This is a genomic window from Sinomonas mesophila, from assembly GCF_001999765.1.
Classification (GTDB): domain Bacteria; phylum Actinomycetota; class Actinomycetes; order Actinomycetales; family Micrococcaceae; genus Sinomonas; species Sinomonas mesophila.
Map to the genome: position 1 here is coordinate 78,323 of NZ_KV908326.1, position 14,461 is coordinate 92,783.

The following is a 14,461-nucleotide window of genomic DNA, read 5'->3' on the forward strand; positions in this document are numbered from 1 at the left end:
CCTTAGGACGTGTAGGTGTTCGCCGCAAGCGCGGCGGTGTTGTTGATCGGGGCCAGACGCGGGTGCGCGAGGCGGGTGAGCTCGGCCTCGTCCAGGCCGGTGAGGGCGCGGACCTCCTCCGCGGAGGCGGCGCCGCACTGGACGCCGCGGAGCACGAACGCCGCGAGCGCGCGGGCCGTGGCCGGCTCGTCGAGGACGGCGCCGACGGTCTGCTGGACGTAGTTCCGCAGGCGCTCCGTGGCCTTGGAGAGGCCCTCGCGATAGAACGCGTAGGTCGCGATGTACCGCGTGGGCAGCTGGTGCGCGTGCAGGTCCCAGCCCTGGTAGAAGCCGCGCTCGAGGGAGCGGCGCACGAGCCGCGCGTGCAGGGCCCACGCCTCCTCGCGCTGGGCAGCGTCCCCGACCGGGAGGATGTTGGTCGAGCCGTCCGACAGGCGGATGCCCGTCCCGGCCACGGCCAGCTGCATGACCTCCTTGGCGAAGTCCGCGGCCGGGTGCTCCATGGACTGGTGCGCCGCGGCGATCTGGAGCGACGCCGAATAGTCGTACGTGCCGTAGTGCAGGGCCGTGATGCGACCGTCCGCCTTGTGCGGCAGCTGGGCCACGGGGTGGCTCCCGTCCGCCCCGATGATGAGCTGCGGCGTCTCGACCTGGACCTCGAAGCCGAGCCGGCCGGGGCGCAGGCCGAGCGAGGACTCGAGGCGCTCGACGGCGTAGACCATCGCCTCGACCTGCTCGACCGTGCTCACCTTGGGAAGGGTCAGGATCAGGCCCTCCGGAAGCCCGGCCAGGCCCGCCTCGCCGCCGGCCTCGAGCAGCCGGGAGACGAAGAGCTCGAGCGTTCGGAGGCCGCGGCGGCGGGTGGCCTCCTCGAAGCATTTGAACCGGATCCCGGCGAACGGGGGAGCGGTGCCGGCCGCGACCGCGGCGGCGAGCTGCTCCGCCGCCCGCACGGCCTCGGCGTCCTCCGTCGCGTCCGGGTCGCCGCCGGCCTTGGCCGCGCGGCCCGGCGCGAGGTAGCCGTCCTCGAAGTCGATCCGCAGGTCCTCGATCGGCTCGGCGCGCAGCTTGGTCTCGACGCGCGGGGCCACCTCCGCCGCGAGCTCGGGGGAGAGGCCCACGAGCCGGGCGAGCCGCTCGATCCCGCCGGCCTCGTCGGCCGCGGCGAGGGCGGCCTCGCCCCACTCCTTCGCGAGGGACGGGGTGAAGCGGTCCGCCGGGACGTACACGGTGTGGACGGGCTGGCGGGTGCCGGCGTCGCCCGGGTAGCCGTCGGCGAGCAGGCGGTCGGTGTCCCGCAGACGGGAGTCGATCCGCTCGTAGTCGCCGTCGCCGAAGACCGGTGCGGGGAGGGAACCGCTCATCAGCCCACCAGCTCGTAGGCGGGGGTCGTGAGGAAGTCGGTGTAGTCCTCGGAGAGGCAGATGTCCGCGATGAGGCGGCTGGCCGGCTCGTAGTACGCCGCGAACGCCTCGGCGTCGACCTCGCCGCGCAGGCGGTCGGTCTCCTCCTCGAGGATCATCCCGACCAGCTCGCGGGTCACGGTGTTGCCCGTGTCCGTCAGGACGACCTCGTTGTGGATCTGCTGCCAGACCTGGGAGCGGGAGATCTCGGCGGTCGCGGCATCCTCCATGAGGTTGTGGATCGCGACGGCGCCGTTGCCCGAGAGCCACACGGCCGTGTACGCGACGGCGACGTAGAGGTTGAGCCGCAGGCCCGCCTCGGTTGCCTCGCCCGAGGCGGAGGAGACGTCGAGGAGCTGCTCGGCGGTCACGTGCACCTCGGGGCGCTGGCGGTCCACCTGGTTCGGGCGGTCGCCGAGCACCGAGTCGAAGACCTCGCGGCACGTTGGCACGAGGTCCGGGTGCGCGACCCACGAGCCGTCGAAGCCGTCGTTGGCCTCGCGCGTCTTGTCGGCGCGGACCTTCTCGATGGCCGCGGCCGTGATCTCCGGCTCCTTGCGGTTCGGGATGAACGCGGCCATGCCGCCCATCGCAAACGCGCCGCGGGCGTGGCAGGTCTTCACGAGCAGCTCGGTGTAGGCCCGCATGAACGGCGCCGTCATGGCCACCGACGCGCGGTCGGGCAGGGTGAACTGCTCGCCCGCGTCGCGGAAGTACTTGATGATGCTGAAGAGGTAGTCCCAGCGGCCCGCGTTGAGGCCCGAGGCGTGGTCGCGGAGCTCGTAGAGGATCTCGTCCATCTCGAACGCGGCCGGGATGGTCTCGATGAGCACTGTCGCGCGGATCGTGCCCTGCGGGATGCCGAGGTAGTCCTGGGCGAACACGAAGACGTCGTTCCAGAGCCGGGCCTCGAGGTGGCTCTCCATCTTCGGCAGGTAGTAGTACGGGCCCCGGCCCGAGTCGATGAGGATCTTGGCGGTGTGGAAGAAGTGCAGGCCGAAGTCCACGAGCCCGCCGACGGCCGGCTCGCCGTCGATCAGGACGTGGCGCTCCTCCATGTGCCAGCCGCGCGGGCGGGTGACGACGACGGCGAGCGGCGCGTCGGTGCGCAGGCGGTACTCTTTGCCCTCGGGCGAGGTGTAGGAGAGCGTGCCGAGCGCCCCGTCGCGGAGGTTGAGCACGGCGTCCACCACGTTGGCCCAGTGCGGGCTCGCGGCGTCCTCCATGTCGGCGAGCCAGATCTTGGCGCCCGAGTTGAGCGCGTTGATGGCCATCTTGGCCGGGCTCGCCGGCCCGGTCATCTCGACGCGGCGGTCCGCGAGGGCCTCCGGCGCGGGCGCGACCTTCCAGTCCCCGGCGCGGACGTCCGCGGTCTCCGGGAGGAAGTCGAGCCTCCCCGTGCGGGCGGCCTCGGCGCGGCGCTCCTTGCGGGCCGCGAGCCGGGCGTTGCGCTCGCCGGCGAAGCGCCGGTGCAGCTCCTCGACGAAGGCGAGGGCGTCGTCGGTGAGGATCTCCTCCGCGCGCGCCACCGGCGCGGCGTCGGTCACGGTGATGGCCATGCCATCCTCCTTCTCTTCTCCCGGAGGCCGGTTTCCCGTTCCGGACGATCAGTGGGCCTTGGGGGTGACTTAGGCGTTGGCCGCCGCGACGATGGCTGCGGCCACGTCCTGGGCAACGTGGGGATCGAAGACGCTCGGGATGATGAAGCTCGGGTTGAGCTCGTCGTCGCTCACCCGGGCGGCGATGGCACGGGCAGCCGCCACCAGCATCGCAGGGGTGATCTCGGCCACGCCAGCGTCGAGGAGGCCGCGGAAGACGCCCGGGAACGCGAGGACGTTGTTGATCTGGTTCGGGAAGTCGCTGCGGCCCGTCGCGACGACGGCGGCGTGCTCGGCGGCGGCGATCGGGTCCGTCTCCGGGTCGGGGTTGGCCATCGCGAAGACGATCGCGTTCTCGGCCATCGTGGCGACCTGCTCGGGGCCGAACAGGTTCGGGGCGGAGACGCCGATGAAGACGTCCGAGCCCTTGAGCGCCTCGTGGAGCGTGCCCGAGAACGACTCGGGGTTCGTGTTCTCGGCGATCCAGATGCGGTGCGCGTCGGTGAGCTCGAGGCCCTTGTGGATCGCGCCCTTGCGGTCGCACGCGATGATGTTCTTCGCGCCCTGGGCGAGGAGGAGCTGGATGATCGCGTTGCCGGCCGCGCCGACGCCCGAGACGACGATGCGGACGTCCTCGATCTTCTTCTCGACGATCTTGAGCGCATTGACGAGGGCCGCGAGGGTCACGATCGCGGTGCCGTGCTGGTCGTCGTGGAAGACCGGGATGTCGAGCTCCTCGCGGAGGCGGTTCTCGATCTCGAAGCAGCGCGGGGCCGCGATGTCCTCGAGGTTCACTCCGCCGTAGACGGGGGCGAGGGCCTTGACGATCTTGATGATCTCCTCGGTGTCCTGCGTGTCGAGGCACACGGGCCACGCATCGACGTTCGCGAACTGCTTGAAGAGGGCGGCCTTGCCCTCCATGACGGGCAGCGCGGCCGCGGGGCCGATGTTGCCGAGGCCGAGCACGGCGGAGCCGTCGGTGACGACGGCGACCGTGTTGCGCTTGACCGTCAGGCGGCGGGCGTCCTCGGGGTTCTCCGCGATGGCGAGGCACACGCGGGCGACACCGGGGGTGTAGGCGCGCGAGAGGTCGTCGCGGTTGCGCAGGGCCACCTTGGGGACGACCTCGAGCTTGCCGCCGAGGTGCATGAGGAACGTGCGGTCGGAGACCTTGCGCACGTTCACGCCCTCGAGCGCCTCGAGGGCCGCGGCGACGTCGCCGGCGTGCTGCTCGGAGGTCGTGTTGCACGTGATGTCCACGACGAGCTCGTCGTGGTGCGACTCGCTGATGTCCAAGGCGGTCACGGGGGCGCCGGCCGCGGCGACCGCGGCGGCGAGCTCGCTCGTGATGCTGATGCGGCTCGGTGCGCCGACGCGGAGAGTGATGGAGTTGCCGGGGCTGGGACTCGCCATTGAATCGTCCTTACGTCGGGAGGCGTCCGCCTCGAATATTTTCCGTACTACGGATATTATTCTCTACATCTTGGAAATTTCAAGTCCTCCCGTTGCGGCTGCAGCCTGTGCGACGGGGCGGGCCTGCTGTATCGTGGAAACGCCGCAGGTTTCCGGGATGCGGATAAATTTTGCCGGAGAGATCCCGCAGACCCCCAGGAGGGAACATGGCAGAGAAGGCATCGGGCGGCGTCCAGTCCGTCGAGCGGGTCTTCGAGCTCCTCGAGCTCATCACCGACGCGGGCGGGGATGTCACCCTCAGCGAGCTGTCGTCGTCGACCGAGCTCCCCCTCCCGACCATCCACCGGCTCCTGCGCACGCTCGTCGCGCTCGGCTACGTCCGCCAGCTGCCCAACCGCCGCTACGCGCTCGGGCCGCGGCTCATCCGCCTCGGCGAGGGGGCCAACAAGCAGCTCGGCGCGCTCGCGCGGCCGCAGCTCACGCAGCTCGTGACGAAGCTCGGCGAGACGTCCAACATGGCGGTGCTCGACTCGGACATGGTCATCTACGTCGCCCAGGTCCCCTCGCAGCACTCGATGCGCATGTTCACCGAGGTCGGCCGGCGCGCCCACACGCACGACACGGGTGTGGGCAAGGCAATCCTCGCCCAGCTCGACGACGAGGTGGTGCGCGGGATCGTCGAGCGCACGGGCATGCCGACGCCGACCTCGCACAGCATCGGCACCATCGATGACCTGCTCAAGGACCTCGCAAAGATCCGCGAGCGCGGCTACGCGATCGACGAGCAGGAGCAGGAGATCGGCGTGCGCTGCTTCTCCATGGCCGTGCCGAACGCGCCGACGCCCACCGCGATCTCCGTCTCGGGGCCCGTGAGCCGCGTCGACGAGGCCTTCGGCGAGCGGGCCGTGCCCCTCCTGCGCGCCGCGGCAGAGGCCATCTCGGCAGAGCTCAACCGCGCATAACCCCGTCTGCCCACCCGATCCGCCGACATGGGGGTGTGGGACCGCGAGATGGGGGTGTGGGATCGCGAGATGGGGGACTGGGACGCCGAAGTGGGGGTCTGGAACCGCGAAATGGGGGACTGGGACGCCGAGGTGGGGGCTGCTCAAGTACTGATCGTCGGCAACTGAGCGCACGACGACGGGCCTCGCCTCAGCGCGCGATTGCACCTCTTGAGGGGCGACGTCGGTGGCCCGACCCCCATGTCGTCGACCCGGACCCCCATCTCGGCGGCTCAAACCCCCATCTCGGCGGCACGGACCCCCATCTCGGCGGCATGGACCCCCACTTCGGCGCGGTGAGGATTCCGAAAAGCGGAAGAAAGATTCCAAAAAATCCGCCCTTCCTATGGCGCCCGTCACATGACCCCTGCTACGCTCGTGGAGTCACGGCGGGCATCCGGCCCCTCTTCAGGGAGGACCGGGCGCTATCTACCAGGCAACCTCACATCTGAGACAAGGAAGCCTGGTCGGACGCGGTGCGCAGCATGGCCGAGGGTCAGACTTCCCCTAGCGAGGGAGTCCCTCCATGACCACGACCGTTGATCCCAGCGCCACGGCGGCAGCCAGACAGCCCCTCCCGGGCGACGGCGGCCTCCATCTGGCCCGCGCCGTCCAGCTCGCGGCGCAGAACGTCCTCGACCACGGCGGCCCCTTCGGCGCCGTCGTCGTCACCGCGGACGGCCAGATCTTCGACGGCGTCAACCGCGTCACCGCGAGCAACGACCCAACGGCCCACGCCGAAGTCACCGCGATCCGGAACGCCTGCCACGAGCTCGGCACCTTCGACCTCTCCGGCGCCGTCCTCTACTCGAGCTGCGAGCCGTGCCCCATGTGCCTCGCGTCCTCGCTCTGGGCCCGGATCGACCGCGTGTACTTCGCGGCGGACCGGCACGACGCGGCCGACGCCGGCTTCGACGACGCCGTCTTCTACGACTACTTCGACACCCCCGTCGGGCAGCGCAGCATGGCCGTCGTCGCGGCCGAGGCCAGCGGGATCGGCCGCACGGCGCCCTTCGAGCAATGGGCGAGCTTCGCCCAGCGCATCGAGTACTGAGGACGTGCGCCATGAGCATCGTCACCAGCACCACGGCCACTGACGAGCGCGACCCCGACCGCGCCGCAGGCACCAGCACCGGCCAGGGCACGACGGCGGCCCCCGGCTCGGCGTCGACCCCGCCTCCCGCGGGCCGCGCCACGGCGGACGGCGGTCGCCCCGCCCCGGCGGGCGGCCGGCGTCGTCCGCCAGCCCTCCTGGACCGGCTCTTCAGCATCACCGAGCGCGGCACGACCGTGGCCCGCGAGGTCCGCGGCGGCCTCGTCACGTTCTTCACGATGGCGTACATCGTGATCCTCAACCCCCTCATCCTGGGCGGGTTCAGCGCCGACTCGGCCCCGGTCGACGTCGCGGGCGGGTTCCTGCCCGCCGCCCAGGTCGGCGCCGTCACGGGCCTCACGGCCGGCGTCCTGACGATCGTGTTCGGCCTCGTCGCGAACCTGCCGTTCGGGCTCGCCGCGGGCCTGGGCATCAACTCGTTCCTCGCCGTCGCCGTCATCCAGGACGTGACCTGGCCGGAGGCCATGGGCCTCGTCGTCATCAACGGCGTGCTCATCGTCCTGTTCGGCGTCACCGGGGCGCGGACGGCGATCTTCCGGGCCGTGCCGCGCGAGCTCAAGGCCGCGATCACGGTCGGGATCGGCCTGTTCATCGCGTTCATCGGCTTCGTCGACTCGGGCTTCGTCCGCCGCACCCCGGCCGGCCCGCCCGTGCAGCTCGGCCACGACGGCTCCATCACGACCCTGCCCACGCTCGTGTTCGTGATCGGCCTCCTGCTCATGGGCATCCTCGTGGCGCGGAAGGTCCAGGGCGGGCTGCTCATCGGCATCGTCGCGACGACGATCCTCGCCGTGGCGATCGAGGCCGTGTTCCACCTCGGCGCCGCCGGCCCGGATAACCCCGACGGCTGGCACCTCAACACGCCCGTGCTCTCGGGCCAGCTGCTCGCGGCCCCGGACCTGTCCCTCGTGGGCCAGTTCAGCCTCTTCGGCGCGTTCGAGCGCATCGGCGCGCTCGCGGCCGTGACCCTCGTGTTCACGCTCGTCTTCACGAACTTCTTCGATGCGATGGGCACCATGACCGGCCTGGCCAAGAGCGCGGGCCTGGCCAAGAAGGACGGGACGTTCCCGCGGCTCAAGGGCGCGTTCATCATCGAGGGCTTCGGCGCGGTGGCCGGCGGCGGGACGTCGGGCTCGTCGAACACCGTGTACGTCGACTCGGCGGCGGGGATCGGCGAGGGCGCCCGCACTGGCCTGGCCTCGGTCGTGACCGGTGTCCTGTTCCTCGGGGCCATGTTCCTCACGCCGCTGACCTCGGTCGTGCCGCTCGAAGTCGCCTCGTCCGCGCTCGTCGTCGTCGGGACGATGATGGCCGCGCAGATCCGCGAGATCGACTTCCGCAAGTTCTCGGTCGCGCTGCCGGCGTTCCTGACGATCGTCACGATGCCGCTCACGTACTCGATCGCGAACGGGATCGGCGTCGGCTTCGTCACCTGGGCCCTCGTCCGCGCCGCGAGCGGCAAGGCGAAGAAGATCCACCCGCTCCTGTGGGTCGTCGCTGCCGGGTTCGTCGTGTACTTCGTGCGCGGTCCGCTCAGCGCGCTGATCGGGGCCTGACCCCGCCGGGGTCACCCACCTCACCCACCCCCAGCCGCGCCCGCGGGTCCCGGAAGTGACGCTCCGGGGCCTCGCGGGCGCACCATTGACCTAAGCTTTCGCTCCCGGCAACCTGCCGGGTTCCGGCCCTCGGGGGCCGAGGAAGGGGGAGCCATGCTCGAGCTCCTGCCGGCGCTGCCGCAGTGGCAGCCCGCCTCCAGCGGCGCGCCGTGCGCCGTCGCCACCGTCGTCTCCGCCTCGGGCTCCGTCCCGCGGCCCGTGGGCACCTCGATGCTCGTCGCGGCCTCGCCGGACGGTGCGCCGCACGTGCTCGGGAGCCTCTCGGGCGGGTGCGTCGAGGGGGCCGTGGTCGCCGCGGCGCTCGACGCGATGCACGACGGCGCCGCGCGGCTCGAGCGCTTCGGCTACAGCCCCGAGGACGCGTTCGCCGCGGGGCTCACGTGCGGGGGCGAGCTCGAGGTGCACATCGCGCCCCTGCCGTCCGCCGCCCTCGGGGCGCTCGCCGTCCGGGCCGCGCACGACGCCGCCAGCCCGGCGTCCGCTGACACGGCGGCGGGGGCGCCGCTCGCCGTCGTGCGCGTGCTCTCTGCCGGCGCGGGTGCGGGCTCGGGTGCGGACGACGGCGCGGCCGGGCTCGCGTTGCTCGGCGCCGCCGAGTGCTCCGGCCCGGACGCGCTCGCCGAGGCCCTCGGCGTCCTGTTCCCCGGCCGGCCCGGGATCGCCGCGCGGGCCGCCGCGCTCGCGGCGCCCGTCGTCGCGCAGGGAGTGACCGCCGTCGTCGCCCTCGAGCCCGAGGGCGGGTGCGCGGGTCCGGGACCCCATTTCGGCGACACAGACCCCCATGTCGGCGTCACAGACCCCCATCTCGGCGAGACGGAGGCCGGGCCGCTGCGGATCCTCATCGAGTCCCGGCTCCCCGCGCCGCGCATGCTCGTCGTCGGCGCCAACGACTTCGGCGCCGCCCTCATCCCGGCGGCACGCCTCCTCGGCTACCGCGTGACCCTCGTCGACGCCCGGCCGGCCTTCGCGGGCCAGACCCGCTTCGCCCCGGGCGGCCCGTCCGCCCCGGACGAGGTCGCCGTCGCCTGGCCGCACGAGTACCTCGCCGCCGAGGCCGCGGCCGGCCGGCTCGACGCCCGCAGCGCCCTGTGCGTGCTGAGCCACGACCCCAAGTTCGACATCCCGCTGCTCGATGCTGCGCTGGGCCTCGACCTCGCCTACCTCGGGGCCATGGGCTCGCGCCGCAGCCACGAGCAGCGCATCGCCGCGCTCCTGACGGCCGGCCACGGGCCGCTCGACCTGGGCCGGCTGCGCTCGCCGATCGGCCTCGACCTCGGTGCTGCGACGCCCGCCGAGGTCGCGGTCTCGATCCTCGCCGAGCTCGTCTCGTCCCGGCACCCCGGCGCGGGCACCGGGCCCCTGCGTGACCGCGGGGGCAGGATCCACGCGGGATCCCCCGCCACCCAGGCGGCCCCGCGCACAGCAGAGAAGGGACAGCCCTCATGGACCTGAACACGATCGAGGCCTGGGTCCCCACGGCTGATCCGGACGAGTGGCGCCAGGGCGACGCGTGGCTCGCGGGCGGTACCGTCCTCTACTCCTACGGGAGCCAGACCCTGCGCCGCCTGCTCGACCTCACCACCGCGGGCTGGGAGCCCGTGACCCAGGACGACGGCGGGATCACCCTCGCGTCGACCTGCACCGTCGCGCGGGTGTGGGAGCTCGGCGACCCCGCCTCGGCGACGGCCGCGCGGTGGCCGGGCCTCGCCGTCGTGCGCCCGTGCTGCGACGCGTTCGTGGCCTCCTTCAAGATCTGGAACCTCTCGACCGTCGGCGGGAACATCGCCACGTCCCTGCCCGCGGGTCCCATGACGAGCCTCGCCGCGGGCCTCGACGGCGTCGCCACGCTGTGGGGGCCCCACGGGGGCCTGCGCGAGCTGCCCGTCGCCGAGCTCGTCACGGGCGACGGCGCCAACGCCCTCGCCCCGGGGGAGCTCATCCGCTCGATCCGCCTGCCCGCGCACGCTCTCGAGGCCAGGACGGCGTTCCGGCGCCTGTCCCTGAGCAACCTCGGCCGCTCCGGCGTCCTGCTCATCGGGCGGCGGGACCGCGACGGAGGGTTCGTCCTGACCGTGACGGCCTCGACGAAGCGGCCCGTGCAGCTGCGCTTCCCCGCCGGGGCCCTCCCGGATGCCCCCGGCCTCGCGGCTGCGATCGACGCCGCGATCCCCGCCGCCCTCTACCACGACGACATCCACGGCCACCCCGCGTGGCGCCGCGACATGACCTACCGGCTCGCCGAGGAGCTCCGCCGCGAGCTGCTCGACGTCCCGGGCCCGGGATCGCAGGAAGGAGCCTGACACATGGCCATCGAGATCAACGGACGGCCCGCCGAGGCCGCCCCGCGCCCCGGCCAGTGCCTGCGCACCTTCCTGCGCGAGCAGGGCGCCCTCGGCGTCAAGAAGGGCTGCGACGCCGGCGACTGCGGCGCGTGCACCGTGCACGTGGACGGCTCCCCGGTGCACTCGTGCCTGTACCCGGCTGTGCGGGCCGAGGGCCACGAGGTCACGACGATCGAGGGTCTCGCCGCGACGTGCGCGCACCCCTCGGGCGAAGGGGACACCGGTGGACTGCACCCCATGCAGCAGCAGTTCGTGGACGCCCAGGGCTTCCAGTGCGGCTTCTGCACCGCGGGCATGGTCATGACGGCCGCGACGTTCGACGCCGGCCAGCTGGCCGACCTGCCGCGGAACCTCAAGGGCAACCTGTGCCGGTGCACGGGGTACGCCGCGATCGAGGCCGCGGTCACGGGCACGGGCCGGGGCGGTCCCGCCGGCGGGCGGCTCGGCGACGATGTCCCCTCGCCCGCGGCGCAGGGGATCGTGACGGGGGCCGAGCGCTACACCCTCGACGTCACCGACGCCGAGGTCCCCGGCTGGCCGGGCGCGATCCTGCACGCCAAGCTTGTCCGCTCGCCGCACGCGCACGCGCGGATCCGCTCGATCGACACCTCGGCGGCGCTCGCGGTCCCCGGCGTCGTGGCCGTCTTCACGCACGAGGACGCCCCGGACCTGCTCTACTCGACCGCCCAGCACGAACTCGTGACCGACGACCCGGACGACATGCGCCTCTTCGACACCGTCGCACGGTTCATCGGCCAGCGCGTCGCCGCCGTCGTGGCCGAGACCGTGGCCGCGGCCGAGGCGGGGGGGCGTGCCGTCGTCGTCGACTACGAGGTGCTGCCTGCCGTCCTGACGCCCGAGGCCGCCCTCGCCCCGGGCGCGCCGCTCGTGCACGGCGACAAGGATCCGGTGGCGACGCGAATCTCCGAGCCGTCCCGCAACACGGCCGCGCAGCTGCACTCCGAGGTCGGCGACGTCGAGGCCGGGCTCGCCGCCGCGGACGCGGTGTACGAGGACACGTTCCGCACGCACCGCGTCCAGCACGTGGCCCTCGAGACGCACTGCTCGATCGCGTGGACCGACCCGGCGGACGGCGGCCGGCTCGTGGTCCGCTCCTCGACCCAGGTGCCGTTCCTCGCCCAGCGCTCCCTGGCCAGGATCTTCGGGCTCCCGCTCGAGGCCGTGCGCGTCGTGACGGGGCGCGTGGGCGGCGGCTTCGGCGGCAAGCAGGAGATCCTCACGGAGGACGTCGTCGCGCTCGCCGCGCTGCGCCTCGGCCAGCCCGTGCAGCTCGAGTTCACCCGCTCGGAGCAGTTCCACGGCTCGACGACGCGCCACCCCTTCGAGATCCGCGTCCGGGCCGGGGCCCGGCGGGACGGGACGCTCACGGCGCTCGCGCTAGACGTCGTCACGGAGACGGGCGCCTACGGGAACCACGGCCCGGGCGTCATGTTCCACGGGTGCAACGAGTCCGTCTCGGTGTACCGGTGCGCGAACAAGAAGATCGACGCCCGTGCCGTCTACACCCACACCGTGCCCTCGGGCGCGTTCCGCGGCTATGGCCTGAGCCAGATGATCTTCGCGGTCGAGTCCGCCGTGGACGAGCTCGCCCGGCAGATCGGCATGGACCCGGTCCAGTTCCGACGCCGCAACATGGTCCGCAAGGGCGATCCGATGATCGCGTCGCACCCCGTGCCCGAGGTGGACGTCCTCTACGGCAGCTACGGGCTCGACGAGTGCGTCGCCCTCGTGACCAAGGCGCTGCGCCGCGGGCGCGAGCGGGCGCGGGAGTTCCCTGGCGGGCCGCTCGGGACGGGGGAGCTCGGCCCCGAGTGGCTCGTGGGCGAGGGGACGGCGCTGTCCATGATCGACACGGTCCCGCCCCGCGGGCACCATGCGCACTCGCGGATCGCGCTCCTGCCCGACGGGCGGGTCTCGCTCGACGTCGGCACGGCCGAGTTCGGCAACGGCACGAGCACCGTGCACGTCCAGCTCGCGGCGACGGCCCTCGCCGGCTTCGGGATCGGGGCCTCGGACGTCGTGCTGCGCAACGCGGACACGGCGCTCACGGATCACGACACCGGGGCCTTCGGCTCGACGGGGACCGTCGTGGCCGGCAAGGCCACGCTCGCCGCGGCCGAGGAGCTCGCCCGGCGGATCGGTGCCTTCGCGGCCGAGGCGTACCCGGGGCAGGACCCGGCCGGGGTCCCCCTCGCCGAGCTGGCCGCAGAGGCCGCGCGCCGCGGCGCCGGGCTCGAGGCGGAGGGCAGGTGGGGCGGGACGCCGCGCTCGGTCGCGTTCAACGTCCACGGCTTCCGGGTCGCGGTGCACCGGGGGACGGGCGAGCTGCAGATCCTGCAGAGCGTCCAGGCCGCGGACGCCGGCGTCGTCGTCAACCCGCGCCAGTGCCGGGGTCAGGTCGAGGGCGGGATCGCCCAGGCCCTCGGCGCCGCGCTCTGGGAGGAGGTGCGGATCGACGAGACGGGCAGGGTCGCGACCGACATCCTGAGGCAGTACCACGTCCCGACCTTCGCGGACGTGCCCCGCTCCGAGGTGTACTTCGCGCACACCTCGGACGAGCTCGGGCCCCTCGGGGCGAAGTCCATGAGCGAGAGCCCCTTCAACCCCGTGGCCCCCGCGCTCGCAAACGCGGTCCGGGCCGCGACCGGCCTGCGCTTCACCGAGCTGCCGATCACGCGGGACCGGATCTACCTCGCGCTCAAGGAGGCCGGGCTCGCCGAGTCGCTCCCGACGGGACGCACCGTCACCGCCTGAGCAGAGTCTCGGGTACGTATCTCGACGCCAAAACGGCGTTTCAGGTACACCGACGCCGCGACCGCGTCAGGCTGTTCATCGTCCTAGCCCTCGTCCGCCCGGGAGGGAACCGCACTGCTCCCAGTGGCGTCGATCTCTTGACTCTGCTTCTGGTATCCCGATATAATTTCATATATCAAGAAAACTTTTTCAGAATACGGAATTCTTCGGGCTATCCGAAAGGGGAGAGACATGTCCTTCGACACGACCGCCGCACGGGGAGCCTCCGTCCTCCCCGGAACGCCTGCCGAGCGTTACATCCCGAAGGTCACGAACGTCGACCCGGACCTCTCGGTGCGGCCCGACCGCCACGAGCGCGAACTCCCGACGCGCGTCACGTGGGCGGCGCGCGTCCCGGTGATCAACTGGTTCATCCCCCGCTGACCTGGGGCTGCACGCATCGATGTCATTAAGGGGGCCTCGGGCACTCGGACGGCCGCGCCGTCAGGCACCCGTGAAGTAGTGCGGCTCGGCGACGGGCTTCGACTCCGCCGAACGCCGCTCGCGCAGGAACACCGAGGCCCCCACGATCACGCCCACGGCAAGGAACTCGCTCTGCCAGTTCTGGAACGACTCGAACCAGAACCGGCTCGTCCCGAGGTACTCCCAGACCGTCACGGCTGGCTGCCCGTGGGCTGTCTGCTCCTCGCTGTAGGTCTCGGCGCCGCCGATCGCGTGCAGGATGAAAGAGAGCGTGAAGAGGACGAGGAACAGCGTCGAGAGCGAGTGCTCGTAGACAGCCAGGACCCAACCGCCCCTCCTCACGGGCCAGGGCGTGTCCGGATTGACCTCGGCCGTGCGGGGATCCTGGTCCTGCTTCGCCTCCTTGCCGAGGGGCTTCGACTCCGACGAACCGCGCTGGTACAGATACGCCGTGAGTACGACATACATGCCCACCTGCAGGAACTCCGACTCCCAGTTCTCGAAGACGGCCTCGATGAAGGCACCCGTGCCGACATAGCCCCACAGGCTCTCGACCGCCTGGCCGTGGGCCACCTGCTCCTCGTTGTACTGGTGCCAGCCGCTCACCGCCATGGCACTCAGGAACACGAGGAACAGGGCCAGATTCGCCAGCAGGAGCCCGTTGTTCTTCAGGAACCTCTTCACTGCCGCATCCTCCTCGACGTCGCACCCCGATAGTGGGCATTTCTGCCTCTCTT

Annotated in this window: 12 protein-coding genes; 8 read left to right on the top strand and 4 right to left on the bottom strand. The window is 72.1% G+C overall.

Annotated features, from left to right (window positions below; translation table 11 throughout):
- Window positions 1–2: 2 nt before the first annotated feature.
- From BV907_RS06795 to BV907_RS06805, 3 genes are all read right to left on the bottom strand, one after another.
- A complete protein-coding gene (locus BV907_RS06795) occupies window positions 3–1,364 on the bottom strand; it encodes a DUF6986 family protein (protein ID WP_077488975.1) in 1,362 nt (453 codons plus the stop codon).
- The gene (aceB, locus tag BV907_RS06800; protein ID WP_077488976.1) at window positions 1,364–2,962 is read right to left on the bottom strand and encodes a malate synthase A; all 1,599 of its coding nucleotides are present in this window, start codon (window positions 2,960–2,962) and stop codon (window positions 1,364–1,366) included. Before aceB ends, BV907_RS06795 begins: the two co-directional genes overlap by 1 nt.
- A 69-nt stretch (window positions 2,963–3,031) precedes the next feature.
- Window positions 3,032–4,414: an NAD-dependent malic enzyme gene (locus BV907_RS06805; protein ID WP_077488977.1), complete on the bottom strand. Its 1,383-nt coding sequence runs from the start codon at window positions 4,412–4,414 to the stop codon at window positions 3,032–3,034.
- 206 nt (window positions 4,415–4,620) lie between these two features.
- On the opposite strand from BV907_RS06805, the gene BV907_RS06810 reads away from it, so the two are divergent.
- The 8 genes from BV907_RS06810 to BV907_RS06840 all read left to right on the top strand — a co-directional run bounded on the left by BV907_RS06810 (window position 4,621) and on the right by BV907_RS06840 (window position 13,685).
- Entirely contained in the window at window positions 4,621–5,376 is a 756-nt protein-coding gene (locus BV907_RS06810; RefSeq protein ID WP_077488978.1) for an IclR family transcriptional regulator, read from the top strand.
- Between the two features lie 27 nt (window positions 5,377–5,403).
- Window positions 5,404–5,544 carry a hypothetical protein gene (locus BV907_RS18780; protein WP_175637399.1) on the top strand — a complete coding sequence of 47 codons (141 nt, stop codon included), beginning with the start codon at window positions 5,404–5,406 and terminating at the stop codon, window positions 5,542–5,544.
- Window positions 5,545–5,941: 397 nt separating this feature from the next.
- Entirely contained in the window at window positions 5,942–6,469 is a 528-nt protein-coding gene (locus BV907_RS06815) for a nucleoside deaminase (RefSeq protein ID WP_077488979.1), read from the top strand.
- A gap of 11 nt (window positions 6,470–6,480) precedes the next feature.
- Window positions 6,481–8,085 carry an NCS2 family permease gene (locus tag BV907_RS06820; RefSeq protein WP_077488980.1) on the top strand — a complete coding sequence of 535 codons (1,605 nt, stop codon included), beginning with the start codon at window positions 6,481–6,483 and terminating at the stop codon, window positions 8,083–8,085.
- 153 nt (window positions 8,086–8,238) lie between these two features.
- Window positions 8,239–9,597: an XdhC family protein gene (locus BV907_RS06825; RefSeq protein WP_077488981.1), complete on the top strand. Its 1,359-nt coding sequence runs from the start codon at window positions 8,239–8,241 to the stop codon at window positions 9,595–9,597.
- Window positions 9,588–10,445 carry an FAD binding domain-containing protein gene (locus tag BV907_RS06830; protein ID WP_077488982.1) on the top strand — a complete coding sequence of 286 codons (858 nt, stop codon included), beginning with the start codon at window positions 9,588–9,590 and terminating at the stop codon, window positions 10,443–10,445. Before BV907_RS06825 ends, BV907_RS06830 begins: the two co-directional genes overlap by 10 nt.
- A gap of 3 nt (window positions 10,446–10,448) precedes the next feature.
- A complete protein-coding gene (locus BV907_RS06835; protein ID WP_077488983.1) occupies window positions 10,449–13,262 on the top strand; it encodes a molybdopterin-dependent oxidoreductase in 2,814 nt (937 codons plus the stop codon).
- 231 nt (window positions 13,263–13,493) lie between these two features.
- Window positions 13,494–13,685 (top strand): hypothetical protein, encoded by a 192-nt coding sequence (locus BV907_RS06840; protein ID WP_077488984.1) that lies wholly within the window; start codon window positions 13,494–13,496, stop codon window positions 13,683–13,685.
- A gap of 60 nt (window positions 13,686–13,745) precedes the next feature.
- Here BV907_RS06840 and BV907_RS06845 read toward each other — a convergent pair whose 3' ends face one another.
- Entirely contained in the window at window positions 13,746–14,408 is a 663-nt protein-coding gene (locus BV907_RS06845; RefSeq protein ID WP_077488985.1) for a DUF6766 family protein, read from the bottom strand.
- Window positions 14,409–14,461 lie beyond the last annotated feature (53 nt).

Excerpts from the sequence above, each read along its gene's own strand:
- aceB (WP_077488976.1), bottom strand. The coding sequence starts at position 2,962 with ATGGCCATCACCGTGACCGACGCCGCGCCGGTGGCGCGCGCGGAGGAG.
- BV907_RS06825 (WP_077488981.1), top strand. The coding sequence starts at position 8,239 with ATGCTCGAGCTCCTGCCGGCGCTGCCGCAGTGGCAGCCCGCCTCCAGC.
- BV907_RS06820 (WP_077488980.1), top strand. The coding sequence starts at position 6,481 with ATGAGCATCGTCACCAGCACCACGGCCACTGACGAGCGCGACCCCGAC.
- BV907_RS06810 (WP_077488978.1), top strand. The coding sequence starts at position 4,621 with ATGGCAGAGAAGGCATCGGGCGGCGTCCAGTCCGTCGAGCGGGTCTTC.
- BV907_RS18780 (WP_175637399.1), top strand. The coding sequence starts at position 5,404 with ATGGGGGTGTGGGACCGCGAGATGGGGGTGTGGGATCGCGAGATGGGG.
- BV907_RS06795 (WP_077488975.1), bottom strand. The coding sequence starts at position 1,364 with ATGAGCGGTTCCCTCCCCGCACCGGTCTTCGGCGACGGCGACTACGAG.
- BV907_RS06815 (WP_077488979.1), top strand. The coding sequence starts at position 5,942 with ATGACCACGACCGTTGATCCCAGCGCCACGGCGGCAGCCAGACAGCCC.
- BV907_RS06805 (WP_077488977.1), bottom strand. The coding sequence starts at position 4,414 with ATGGCGAGTCCCAGCCCCGGCAACTCCATCACTCTCCGCGTCGGCGCA.
- BV907_RS06835 (WP_077488983.1), top strand. The coding sequence starts at position 10,449 with ATGGCCATCGAGATCAACGGACGGCCCGCCGAGGCCGCCCCGCGCCCC.
- BV907_RS06840 (WP_077488984.1), top strand. The coding sequence starts at position 13,494 with ATGTCCTTCGACACGACCGCCGCACGGGGAGCCTCCGTCCTCCCCGGA.
- BV907_RS06830 (WP_077488982.1), top strand. The coding sequence starts at position 9,588 with ATGGACCTGAACACGATCGAGGCCTGGGTCCCCACGGCTGATCCGGAC.